The 12,429-nt window shown below is 64.5% G+C and carries 10 protein-coding genes; 7 read left to right on the top strand and 3 right to left on the bottom strand.

The genetic code is table 11. From position 1 onward, the window contains the following. The first annotated feature begins 146 nt into the window (after positions 1-146). The gene (locus tag E2K99_RS24545) at positions 147-1,070 is read left to right on the top strand and encodes a cupin-like domain-containing protein (protein WP_134223899.1); all 924 of its coding nucleotides are present in this window, start codon (positions 147-149) and stop codon (positions 1,068-1,070) included. A 71-nt stretch (positions 1,071-1,141) separates the two neighbouring features. Here E2K99_RS24545 and gatB read toward each other — a convergent pair whose 3' ends face one another. The 3 genes from gatB to gatC form a co-directional block, all read right to left on the bottom strand. Continuing rightward, positions 1,142-2,602 carry an Asp-tRNA(Asn)/Glu-tRNA(Gln) amidotransferase subunit GatB gene (gene gatB / locus E2K99_RS24550; protein ID WP_134223900.1) on the bottom strand — a complete coding sequence of 487 codons (1,461 nt, stop codon included), beginning with the start codon at positions 2,600-2,602 and terminating at the stop codon, positions 1,142-1,144. 45 nt (positions 2,603-2,647) lie between these two features. Continuing rightward, a complete protein-coding gene (gene gatA / locus E2K99_RS24555) occupies positions 2,648-4,114 on the bottom strand; it encodes an Asp-tRNA(Asn)/Glu-tRNA(Gln) amidotransferase subunit GatA (protein ID WP_034340678.1) in 1,467 nt (488 codons plus the stop codon). Between the two features lie 73 nt (positions 4,115-4,187). After that, a complete protein-coding gene (gene gatC, locus E2K99_RS24560; RefSeq protein ID WP_134223901.1) occupies positions 4,188-4,490 on the bottom strand; it encodes an Asp-tRNA(Asn)/Glu-tRNA(Gln) amidotransferase subunit GatC in 303 nt (100 codons plus the stop codon). 359 nt (positions 4,491-4,849) lie between these two features. On the opposite strand from gatC, the gene E2K99_RS24565 reads away from it, so the two are divergent. From E2K99_RS24565 to E2K99_RS24590, 6 genes are all read left to right on the top strand, one after another. Further along, complete coding sequence (locus tag E2K99_RS24565) at positions 4,850-5,893, top strand: rod shape-determining protein (protein ID WP_006465688.1); 1,044 nt, start codon at positions 4,850-4,852, stop codon at positions 5,891-5,893. Positions 5,894-6,221: 328 nt separating this feature from the next. Next, the gene (mreC, locus tag E2K99_RS24570; RefSeq protein ID WP_134223902.1) at positions 6,222-7,310 is read left to right on the top strand and encodes a rod shape-determining protein MreC; all 1,089 of its coding nucleotides are present in this window, start codon (positions 6,222-6,224) and stop codon (positions 7,308-7,310) included. Further along, positions 7,307-7,816 carry a rod shape-determining protein MreD gene (mreD, locus tag E2K99_RS24575; RefSeq protein ID WP_034340686.1) on the top strand — a complete coding sequence of 170 codons (510 nt, stop codon included), beginning with the start codon at positions 7,307-7,309 and terminating at the stop codon, positions 7,814-7,816. Before mreC ends, mreD begins: the two co-directional genes overlap by 4 nt. Positions 7,817-7,835: 19 nt before the next feature. Further along, the gene (mrdA, locus tag E2K99_RS24580; protein ID WP_039782966.1) at positions 7,836-9,809 is read left to right on the top strand and encodes a penicillin-binding protein 2; all 1,974 of its coding nucleotides are present in this window, start codon (positions 7,836-7,838) and stop codon (positions 9,807-9,809) included. 40 nt (positions 9,810-9,849) lie between these two features. Continuing rightward, on the top strand, positions 9,850-10,959 hold the full coding sequence (gene rodA, locus E2K99_RS24585) for a rod shape-determining protein RodA (RefSeq protein WP_034340689.1): 1,110 nt from the start codon (positions 9,850-9,852) through the stop codon (positions 10,957-10,959). Positions 10,960-11,133: 174 nt separating this feature from the next. Beyond that, entirely contained in the window at positions 11,134-12,342 is a 1,209-nt protein-coding gene (locus E2K99_RS24590) for a septal ring lytic transglycosylase RlpA family protein (protein ID WP_205703731.1), read from the top strand. Positions 12,343-12,429 lie beyond the last annotated feature (87 nt).

Genomic DNA, 12,429 nt, shown 5'->3' on the forward strand with positions numbered 1-12,429 from the left:
TGTGTAGGCGGTGCCAGCCCGGCGCATGTCCGGCTGGCCAAACGCCTATTACACTCCCCCGGCTACCCCGGAACAAGGAAGAAGAATTCATATCCTTATGCGGCAATCGAGATAGGGACTGCCGCAACCCCTTTAAAATGGCGAGGATGAAACCGTCTGAGCCTTCTCCTTCACTTCACCCCGGAACCGCCCATTCTGCGGCACGGTCCCTGCCGCCACGCCCCGACGTCAGCGGCCTGAGCGCGGAGGAAGCCGCTGCACGCAAGGCGGCGCGCGACCAGCGCGATGCCCAGGTGCGTGGCGTGAGTTCGGTGGCCGAGATGCGTGAGGCCATCCGTGCGGCGAGTGCCGCGTTGCCCGAGGTGCATGAGATCGCGCGCATCGGCCCGCAGAAAACGGCGGCCTTCCGTGAACGGGCACGGGCGGGGTTGCCCTTCATCATGACGGGCATGGCCGGCCGCTGGCCGCTCTCGGCGATGTCGGTGCAAGCGCTGCGGGAACACTTCGGCCAGTTGCCGGTGCGGGCCCGCGTGGGCGACTACATCAACACCGCCTTCGCGCCCGACCGCGCCATGCAGGACATGACGCTGGTCGATTACCTGGAACAGGCGCTGGCCGATGAGAGCGGGCTGCCGCCCTATCTGGGCAACCTGGAATTGCGGGAATTGAATCGCCTGTGTCACTGGCCCAACTTCTTCGAGAAGATGGGACCGCCGCGCTTCTGGATCGGCCCGGCCGGCTGCATCACGCCGCTGCATTGCGACTATGACGACAATGTCTTCGCGCAGGTATGGGGCAGCAAGCGCGTCTGGCTGGCCCCGCCCCATCATGACCAGTATCTCTATCCGAAGGAGGCCAACGCCATCCTGTTCGGTTCGCCCTTCGACCCCGATCATCCGGACCTGGAGCGCTTTCCGCTGGCGCGCCAGGCGGCACTGGTGTGCTGCGAGGTGCAGCCGGGGGAGATGCTCTACATCCCGGCGGGGTGGTATCACCAGGTCAGCTCATTGACCTTCTCGCTGTCGAGCAATCGCTGGGCGCGGGGGCGGCCATTGGTGTTGGCTGCATAAGAAAAAACCCCGCGTCCGTTGCGGGACGCAGGGTTCATTGCGCTGCTGCTTTATCAGGCAAGGGCCTTGTATCAGCCCGCCAGCTTCTTGCGCAGCAGTTCCGTCAATTGCGCCGGATTGGCCGTGCCGCGTGTGGCCTTCATGGCCTGGCCGATCAGGGCGTTGATGGCCTGTTCCTTGCCGGCACGGAATTCCGCCACCGACTTTTCATTGGCCGCCAACACCTGGTCCACGAGGGCTTCCAGCGCGCTGCTATCCGTGATCTGCGTCAGGTTCTTGGCCTTGATGATGTCATCAGCCACGGAATCCTTGTCGGACCTGGCTTCCCACATGCCCGCAAAGACTTCCTTGGCGATCTTGTTGGAGATGGTGCCATCGGCGATGCGCTTCAGCAGCAGCGCCAGTTGCGCGGCCTTCACGGGCGCATCGGCGATGTCGGTGTCTTCGCGGTTGAGCGTGGAGGCCACGTCACCCATGAGCCAGTTGGCGGCCGGCTTGGCCTGGTCCTTGCCCGCGGCAGCCACCACGGCTTCGAAGTAGGAGGCCATGCCCTTGGATTGCGTGAGCACCATGGCATCGTATTCCGGCAGCGCATACTCGGCCACGAAGCGCTCGCGCATCGCGCCGGGCAGCTCGGGCATGGTGGTCTTGACGCGCTCGATCCACTCCTGCGAGATGGCCAGCGGCGGCAGGTCGGGGTCGGGGAAGTAACGGTAATCCTGCGCGTCTTCCTTGCTGCGCATGGAACGCGTTTCCTTCTTGTCCGGATCGTAGAGGCGGGTTTCCTGGACCACGGTGCCACCGTCCTCGATCAGCTCGATCTGGCGGCGTACTTCGTAGTTGATGGCCTCTTCCAGGAAGCGGAAGGAGTTCAGGTTCTTGATCTCGCAACGGGTGCCGAATTTCTCCTGGCCCACCGGACGCACCGAAACGTTGGCGTCGCAGCGGAAGGAACCTTCCTGCATGTTGCCATCGCAAATGCCCAGCCACACCACCAGCGAATGCAGGGCCTTGGCGTAGCCGACGGCTTCGGCGGCGCTGCGCATCTCGGGTTCGGTGACGATTTCCAGCAGGGGCGTACCGGCGCGGTTCAAGTCGATGCCGGTCATGCCCTGGTAGTCCTCATGCAGGGACTTGCCGGCGTCTTCTTCGAGGTGGGCGCGGGTCAGGTTGATGGTCTTGATCTCGGTCTTGCCATCCTTCTCCACGGCGAAGGACATGGTGCCGCCTTGCACCACGGGAATCTCGAACTGGCTGATCTGGTAGCCCTTGGGCAGGTCAGGATAGAAGTAATTCTTGCGCGCGAACACCGAGCGCGGTGCGATGGTGGCGCCAATGGCCAGGCCGAACTGGATCGCGCGTTCCACCGCGCCCTTGTTCAGGACCGGCAGCACGCCCGGCAAGGCCAGGTCCACCGGGCTGGCCTGGGTGTTGGGCTCGGCGCCGAAGCGGGTCGAGCTGCCGCTGAAGATCTTGGATTGGGTCGAAAGCTGCGTGTGCGTTTCGAGGCCGATGACGACTTCCCACTGCATGATGTTGTCCTTGCGAATGCTGTTGTAGTTGACGAGAGCCCGCGATCAGGCCGGTTCGCGCAGGTGCCAGTCGGTGGCCTGCTGGAACTGGTGCGCCACGTTCAAAAGGCGCGCCTCGTCGAAATAATTGCCGATGATCTGCAGGCCGACCGGACGCTTGCCGTTCTTCTCGCCCTGTCCGAATCCGCAAGGAATGGACATGCCCGGCAAACCGGCCAGGCTGGTGGAGAGCGTGAAGATGTCGGCCAGGTAGTTGGCCACCGGGTCGTCGGTCTTGTCACCCAGGTCCCAGGCGACGGTGGGCGAGACCGGGCCCATGATGACGTCGCACTGGCGGTTCTCGCCAGCCAGGGCGCGCTGGAAGTCCTCGGCGATCAGGCGGCGGATCTTCTGGGCCTGCAGGTAGTAGGCGTCGTAGTAGCCGTGCGAGAGCACGTAGGAACCGACCAGGATGCGGCGCTTGACCTCGTCGCCAAAGCCTTCGGCGCGCGACTTCTTGTACATGTCGGCCAGGTCCTTGTAGTCGGCGGCACGGTGACCGTAGCGCACGCCATCGAAGCGCGACAGATTCGACGAGGCTTCGGCCGGGGCGATCACGTAATACACGGGGATCGACAGCTCGGTCTTGGGCAGCGAGATCTCGACCAGGGTCGCACCGAGCTTCTCGAACTCGGCCAGGGCAGCGCGCACGGCCGCTTCCACGTCAGCGGCCAGGCCGGCACCGAAGAATTCCTTGGGCACGCCGATGCGCAGGCCCTGCAGGCTCTGGTTCAGCGAACGGGTGAAATCTTCCTTGGGACGTTGCAGGCTGGTGGAATCGCGTTCGTCGAAGCCGGTCATGGCGTTCAACAGCAGGCCACAGTCTTCGGCCGTCTTGGCAATCGGGCCGCCCTGGTCCAGCGAGGAGGCGAAGGCGATCATGCCGTAGCGCGACACGCTGCCATAGGTCGGCTTGATGCCGGTCACGCCGCACAGCGAGGCCGGCTGGCGGATCGAGCCGCCGGTGTCGGTGGCGGTGGCCGCCGGCGCCAGGCGCGCAGCCACGGCAGCGGCCGAGCCGCCGGAGGAGCCGCCGGGGATGGCGGTCTTGTCCCAGGGGTTCTTGACTGCACCGTAGAACGAGTTCTCGTTGCTGGAGCCCATGGCGAATTCGTCACAGTTGAGCTTGCCCAAGGTGACGGTACCGGCCGCGTTGAACTGCTCCACCACGGTGGCATCGAAGGGGCTCACATAGTCCTGCAACATGCGCGAACCCGCAGTGGTGCGCCAGTTGCGGGTGACGAAGATGTCCTTATGTGCAATGGGCACACCGGTCAAAGGACCGGCATCATTGCCTGCCAGGCGCACGTCGGCGGCCTTGGCCTGTGCCAGGGTGAGGTCGCGGTCCACATGCAGGAAGGCATTGAGGTCGCTGGCCGCGATGCGGTCCAGGAACAGGGTCGCCAGTTCAGTGGCGGAAATCTTGCGCGCTTGCAGTTGCGCGGACAATTCTTTGAGGGTGAGCTTGTGCATGGAGTCGATTACGCTGCGGTCTTGCGGGCCGGCTGGGCCGGAAGCGGACGGTGGCTGGCGCGAAGCGCCGGATTCATTCGATGACCTTGGGCACCAGGTACAGGCCATCCTGGGTGGCCGGGGCTGGTTGCTGGTAGTCCTCGCGGCGATTGGATTCGGTCACGGCATCTTCGCGCAGGCGCAGTGCCAGCGCGGGTTCGATGGCGGCGATGGGGTGCGACAGCGGTTCCACGCCGGAGGTATCGATGGCCTTCATCTGCTCCACCAGGGCAAAGATGCCATTGAGCTTGTCCAGGGTGGCACCGGCCTGGGCCTCGGTGAGCTCCAGTCGGGACAGGTTGGCGATGCGTTTGACGTCGGAAAGGGCTAGAGACATGGTCGAAAGGACGCGCCGGGCGCGCCGCGTGATGTTGAAATTGGAAGACCCGTAGCCGCTGCGGCCGCAAGGCGTTTTCTGCAGCCTTGGCGCCCTTGGCAAGTTCGCTTGCGCGGCGGGTCGACCGGGTCATGGCGTGAATCGCTTGAAAAACGGCAAACCCGCGCCAGATGGCGGCCGGAAGCTCCCGTAAAGCGGACGTTTTTGGCAAACCGGCTTGCTGGTTTCTCGAGAATTATAAGGTAGAATGTCGGATTAATGCCTTGCAGGCGCCTGATTTTCGCGTCGCCGCAGCATGAACGGACACCTCCCCCTATCAAAAAGCTAGGCGCCCCCTCGCGGGCGCATCAGGACAACTCATGTTTGGATTTCTCCGCAGTTACTTCTCCAACGATCTGGCGATCGACCTCGGCACCGCGAACACGCTGATTTACGCGCGCGGCCATGGCATCGTGCTGGACGAGCCGTCGGTAGTGGCGATCCGCCAGCAAGGCGGCCCCAACGGCAAGAAGACCATCCAGGCGGTCGGCAAGGAAGCAAAGCAGATGCTGGGCAAGGTGCCCGGCAACATCGAGGCAATCCGCCCGATGAAGGACGGCGTGATCGCCGATTTCACCGTCACCGAGCAGATGCTGAAGCAATTCATCCGCATGGTGCATGACTCCAAGCTGTTCCGCCCCTCCCCGCGCATCATCATTTGCGTCCCCTGCGGTTCGACCCAGGTGGAACGCCGCGCCATCCGCGAATCCGCACTGGGCGCGGGCGCATCCCAGGTCTACCTGATCGAGGAACCGATGGCTGCGGCCATCGGCTCGGGCCTGCCGGTCTCGGACGCCACCGGCTCGATGGTGGTCGACATCGGCGGCGGCACCACCGAAGTGGGCATCATCTCGCTGGGCGGCATGGTCTACAAGGGTTCGGTGCGCGTGGGCGGCGACAAGTTCGACGAAGCCATCGTCAACTACATCCGCCGCAACTACGGCATGCTGATCGGCGAACAAACCGCCGAAGCGATCAAGAAGGAAATCGGCTCGGCCTTCCCCGGCTCGGAAGTCAAGGAAATGGAAGTCAAGGGCCGCAACCTGTCCGAAGGCATCCCGCGTTCCTTCACCATCTCCAGCAATGAAATCCTGGAAGCCCTGACCGATCCGCTGAACAACATCGTCTCGGCCGTCAAGAACGCGCTGGAACAGACCCCGCCGGAACTGGGTGCCGACATCGCCGAAAAGGGCATGATGCTGACCGGTGGCGGCGCCCTGCTGCGCGATCTGGACCGCCTGCTGATGGAAGAAACCGGCCTGCCGGTGATCGTGGCCGAAGATCCGCTGACCTGCGTGGTGCGCGGCTCGGGCATGGCACTGGACCGCATGGACAAGCTGGGTTCGATCTTCTCGGCTGAATAAGCCGGCCGAAAGTCGCAGAACAGCCACAGCACCAAAGTACAGCAGTATCAAGGTACATGGGCCTGCCGGACAGCAGGCCCGGGCAGCAAAGCATGAACCGGCAGCGATGTACTGCCGGATGAGTGGGGAACCGAACCGTTCGATATGACGCCGTTCACACCGACCAGCCACAGGATGCGCACCCCGCGTGCGCACCTGATGCAGCGTCGGCGGGTACGGGGTCGCCAGAGCGCCTCGGCTCCCCTTTTTGTTACCGTTTTCGACGCAGGAAGTGAGTTATCCGCCTGCAGCCGGTCACTTGGTGTGACCCTGCAGTCGGCCTGACGCCATGGAAATCCCACCACTCTTCAAGCAGGGCGCTTCGGCCCGGGTGCGCGTGACCGTCTTTGCATTGATCTCGGTCGTGATGCTGGTGGTCGACGCCCGCATGCACGTGCTGGGCACGCTGCGCCAGGCGCTGGGCACGGCCCTCTATCCGTTCCAGACGGTGGCCATGGTGCCGCGCGACGCCTTCACCAATTCGTCCGAATACTTCTCTTCGCTGGCCTCGCTGCAGAAGGAAAACCGCGAGCTGCGCCAGCAGCAGATCGTCAACGCCCAGCTGATGCAGCAGGAACGCCTGCTGGCGGCCGAGAACGTGCAGCTGCGCAAGCTGCTGGACATGCAGCAGAAGGTGCCGGTCAAGTCCATCGTCGGCGAGATTCTCTACGATGCGCGCGATCCCTTCACCCGCAAGATCATCCTCAATCGCGGCTCGCAGCAGGGTGTCACGGCAGGCCAGCCGGTGATCGACGAGGTCGGCATCGTGGGCCAGGTGACGCGGGTATTCCCGTTCTCCTCCGAAGTGACGCTGCTGACCGACAAGGACCAGGCCATTCCGGTGCAGGTACTGCGCAACGGCCTGCGCAGCGTGGCCTACGGCCGCGGCCAGACCGGCGCGCTGGACCTGCGCTTCATGCCGGCCAACGCCGATATCCAGAAGGGTGACGTGCTGGTGACCTCGGGCATCGACGGTGTTTATCCGCCGGGCTTGTCGGTGGCCAGCGTGGCGCTGGTGGAAACCCGTTCGGCGGACTCCTTCGCCCGCATCGTGTGCCGTCCGCTGGCCGGCATCGACCGCCATCGCCAGCTGCTGATCCTGCTGGTGGAACCGAACCTGGCGCCGCGTCCGGAGCCGGACGTGATCGATGAAAAATCGGCCAAGCTCTTCAAGCGCCGCCTGCGTGACAGCACCCGCGACAACAGCGCCGAGGATGCCAACGCCACGCCTAAAGACAAGCCCGCCGAAGACCGCAAGGGCGCCGCCAACGTGACACCGCCGGCCAAGCCTGCGGCAGCGGCCGCTTCAGCTACCCCGGCCGCGCCGGCTGCAGCAGCAGCCACCGCCAAACCGGCCGCCAAGGAACCCGCACGATGAACAATCAATACATCCTCCTGCCGGCCAGCCCGCTGTTCATCGCCTTCAGCCTCATCGTGGCGTTCGTGCTGAACCTGATGCCCTGGGGGCAGATGGTCGGCGTGCCCGACTTCGTGGCGCTGGCGCTGGTGTTCTGGAACATCCACCAGCCGCGCAAGGTCGGCATCAGCGTGGCCTTCATGATGGGCCTGCTGATGGATGTGAACGAAGCCACGCTCTTGGGCGAGAACGCGCTGGCCTACACCCTGCTGTCGTATTTCGCCATCATGATCCACCGCCGCGTACTGTGGTTCCCGCTGCGCACCCAGGCGCTGCACGTGCTGCCGCTGATGCTGCTGGCGCAGGCGGTGCAACTGGTGATCCAGCTGCTGGTGACGGGCAAGTCGCCGGACTGGTTCTATTTCAGCGAGAGCCTGGTTTCGGCCCTGCTGTGGCCGGTGGTGAGCGTCCTGCTGCTGGCGCCGCAGCGCCGCGCGGTGGACCGCGACGAGAACCGCCCCATCTGAGGGGCCAGGTGCAAGCAGCATGACCGAATTCAAGAATACCGCGCATGAGCTGAGACTGTTCCGGATGCGCCTGCTGGCCGCGAGCGTCCTGGTGCTGGTGTGCTTCAGCCTGCTGCTGGCGCGCTTTTTGTGGCTGCAGGTGGTGCGCCACGACGCCTACGCCGCCCAGGCCGAGGAAAACCGCATCTCGGTGGTGCCCATCGTGCCCAACCGCGGCCTGATCCTGGACCGCAACGGCGTAGTGCTGGCGCGCAACTATTCGGCCTACACGCTGGAAATCACGCCCTCCAAGATCAAGACCAACATCGATGACCTCATCGATGAGCTTGGCACCATCGTGGAAATCCAGCAGCGCGACCGCCGCCGCTTCCGCCGCCTGCAGGAAGAATCCAAGAACTTCGAAAGCGTGCCCATCCGCACCCGCCTCACCGATGAGGAAGTGGCCAAGTTCACCGCCCAGCGCTATCGCTTCCCCGGCGTGGAAGTGCAGGCCCGCCTGTTCCGCCAGTATCCCTACGGCAAGACTGCTGCGCACGTGATCGGCTACATCGGCCGCATCAGTCAGCGCGATGCCGAACGCATCGCCGACTCCGACGACGAAGCCAACTACAACGGCACCGACTACATCGGCAAGGAAGGCCTGGAAAAGAGTTACGAAACCCAGCTGCACGGCACCACCGGCTACGAGGAAGTGGAAATCTCGGCCAGCGGACGCGCCGTGCGCTCGCTCTCGCGCACCCCGGCCACGCCCGGCAAGAACCTGATCCTGTCCATCGACATCGAGCTGCAGAAGGTGGTCGAAGAAGCCTTCGGCGACCAGAAGGGCGCGTTGGTAGCGATCAACCCGGCCACCGGCGACATCCTGGCCTATGTCTCCCAGCCCTCCTACGATCCCAACCTGTTCGTCGAAGGCATCGACCAGCAGAGCTGGGATGAGCTCAACAAGTCGCCCGACCGTCCGCTGCTGAACCGCCCGCTGTCGGGCCTCTATTCGCCTGGTTCGACCTACAAGCCCTTCATGGCGCTGGCTGCGCTGGAACTGGGCAAGCGCCGCCCGCAGGATGCCATCCGCGATCCGGGCTTCTTCGTGCTGGGCAATCACCGCTTCCGCGACGACAAGGAAGGTGGCCACGGCGTGGTGGACATGTACCGCTCCATTGCCATCTCCTGCGACACCTATTACTACATGCTGGCCAATGACATGGGGGTCAATGCCATCCATGACTTCATGAAGCCCTTCGGTTTCGGCCAGATCACCGGTATCGACCTGGAGCACGAGAAGCGCGGCATCCTGCCCTCCACCGAGTGGAAGCGCACCGCCTTCCGCAAACCCGAGCAGAAACGCTGGATCGCCGGTGACACCGTCTCGCTGGGCATCGGCCAGGGCTACAACAGCTTCACCCCGCTGCAACTGGCGCAGGCCACTGCCATCCTGGCCAACAATGGCGTGGTGATGAAGCCGCACCTGGTCAAGATCATCGAGGACGGGGTGTCCCACGAGCGCACCGAGACCGTGCCCAAGGAAAGCTATCGCATCCCGCTGAAGCAGGAAAACATCGACTTCATCAAGCGCGCCATGGTGGGCGTGGTCAAGGAAGGCACGGGCGCAGCCGCCTTCCGGGGCGCGCCCTACGAGTCGGGCGGCAAGACCGGTACGGCGCAGGTGGTCAACATCGCCAAGAACCAGAAGTATGATTCCAAGAAGCTTTCGCGCATCTACCACGACAACGGCCTCTACATCGGCTTTGCGCCGGCCGATGCGCCGCGCATCGCCATTGCGGCCGTCGTTGAGAACGGTGGCTGGGGTGCCGGCGTGGCTGCGCCGCTGGTGCGCAAGGCCATGGATTACTTCATGCTGGGCAAGCGCCCCAATGAGCCGATCAAGTCGGTCGCGCCCGAGGCGGTGAGCCCGGATACCCCGGTCGAAGGTTCCACCTCCGAAGACGCCGGCAGCAGCAATACGCCGACCGTCCAGCCGGATGTGCAGGAATGAGGCCTGACATCGCAACAAGCAGTACGCACGAGGAGCCGGCATGAGCCTGCAACGTCCGCCCCTGTGGCAAATCATCAAGCCGCACCTGACGGTGTTCGACGGCGCGCTGTCGCTGATCGTGTTCCTGATCCTGTCGGTGGGCATCGTCACCCTCTATTCGGCTGGCATGAACTTCCCCGGCCGGGTGGAAGACCAGCTGCGCAACATCCTGGTGGCCTTCATCGTCATGTGGGTAGCCGCCAACGTCTCGCCCCAGCTGCTGCTGCGGCTGGCCGTGCCGGTCTATACGGTGGGGGTGACGCTGCTCATCGCGGTGGCGCTGTTCGGCATCATCAAGAAGGGCTCGCGCCGCTGGCTCAACATCGGCATGGTGGTGCAGCCTTCCGAGATCATGAAGATCGCCATGCCGCTCATGCTGGCCTGGTACTTCCAGAAGCGCGAAGGCATGCTGCGCTGGGATGCCTTCCTGGTGGCGGCGATCCTGCTGCTGATCCCGGGCTTTCTGATCATCCGCCAGCCTGACCTGGGCACCGGTCTGCTGGTGCTGGCCGCCGGCTTCTACGTCATCTTCTTTGCCGGCCTGCCCTGGAAGATCCTGCTGGGACTCTTCGTGGCAGGCGCGGCCAGCCTGCCGGTGGTGTGGTCCTTCATGCACGATTACCAGCGCCAGCGCGTCATGATGCTGATCGACCCGACCTCCGATCCGCTGGGCAAGGGCTTCCACATCATCCAGTCCACCATTGCCATCGGCTCCGGGGGCGTCACGGGCAAGGGCTGGCTCATGGGCACCCAGACGCACCTGGAATTCATCCCCGAACGTACCACCGACTTCATCTTCTCGGTCTATTCGGAGGAGTTCGGACTGATCGGCAACTGCGTGCTGCTGGTGCTGTACCTGCTCCTGATCGGGCGCGGCCTGATGATCACGGCCAATGCGCCTACGCTGTTCACGCGCCTCTTGGGCGGGGCGATCACGATGATCTTCTTCACCTATGCCTTCGTGAACATGGGCATGGTCAGCGGCATCCTGCCGGTGGTGGGCGTTCCGCTTCCCTTCATGAGCTATGGCGGCACCGCGCTGGTCACGCTGGGCTTGGGCGCAGGCATCCTGATGAGCATCCAGCGCCATCGCAAACTGGTTCAAAGCTGATCCGGACGCAGACTTTTCTTGTTGCAGGAATGGCAAGTTTACGAGGATTCGTGAACTTGCTGTACTGACGAGTTGTCAGCCTCGGTGCATTGCAGTCTGGTATCGTTGCGAACATTCCGGCCGGGACCCGCAAGCACCAGGCCCCGCGCATCGACTGTTGACCAAGGACAGCCCATGGAAACACCCACTCTAGACCATCAACACCCGCGCGCCTCCCTGGGCCGCGCCCTGCGCTGGGGCACGCTGCTGCTGCCCTTGCTGCTGGCCGCTTGCGGCACCACCCAGCAGGCCCCGCGCCAGACCGCCCAGGCACCGGCCACCCCGACCAAGTCCGCCGGTACCCGGCCCTCCAACGTCCCGGCGCTGCCGGCGGCGGGGTCGGGGCGCGGCGGCTACTACAAGGATGACGGCCCGGGCGATCACATCCCCGATGGCCTCCTGGACGTGGCCGATGCCGAACCCCAGGTGGAACCGGTCTCCAAGGCCGCCAGCCGGCCTTATGCGGTGTTCGGCAAGACCTACGTGCCGATCACGGACAACAACCAGCCCTTCATCCAGCGCGGCGTGGGCAGCTGGTATGGCAAGAAATTCCATGGCCAGAAGACCTCTTCGGGCGAACTCTACGACATGTACAAGATGACGGCCGCGCATCCCACGCTGCCCATCCCGTCCTACGCCCGGGTGACCAACCTGAAGACCGGCAAGCAGGTCATCGTGCGCATCAATGACCGCGGGCCCTTCCACTCCAGCCGCATCATCGACCTCTCCTACACGGCCGCGCTCAAGCTCGGCTACCTCGGCACCGGCAGCAGCGAGCTGGAAGTCGAGCGCATCCTGCCGGAAGAAGCCCAGCGCATGGCCGATGCACGCCGCAATGGCGGCAGCACCACGCTGGCGGCGGCCGATCCGATCAACCGGGCGGCCGATACCGGGGCCGGTGGCCAGGGTGTCTCCACCGGACCGGTGGAAATCAATACGGTCAGCGCGCAAAGCCTGCCACCGCAGCCGACCGTGGCGGCGGTACAGCCCATCAACGCCAGCACCAGCAGCGCCGCCGGTGGCGCGGGCATGGCCGGGGGCGGCGGCATCATCAATGCCGTGGCCAGCGGCTCGGCCCCCTCGCCGGCCATGCCGCAAGCGGTTCCGCTGACGGCCGGCTACTACCTGCAGTTCGGTGCCTACTCGCAGGAAGCCAATGCCCTGGTGGCGCGCGACAAGCTGCTGCCCAGCCTCTCCGGCATCGTCGACAGCATGCAGGCGGTGCAGGTCAACGGCCTCTATCGCCTCTATGCCGGCCCCTACCCGACCCGTCCGGCAGCGCAGAACGCGGCCATGCTGGTGCGCCAGCGCAGTGCCGGTACGCCGTTCATCGTGGAGCGTTGAGCCGCTTTCGGTTTTTGGGAATTTTCTTCATCCGCCCTGCAGAGGCATTTCAACGCAGGGCGGTGGTGCGGGCCGCGCAGGAGTGGC

The organism is Herbaspirillum huttiense (genome assembly GCF_004367745.1).
In the GTDB taxonomy this organism is placed as follows: domain Bacteria; phylum Pseudomonadota; class Gammaproteobacteria; order Burkholderiales; family Burkholderiaceae_D; genus Herbaspirillum; species Herbaspirillum huttiense.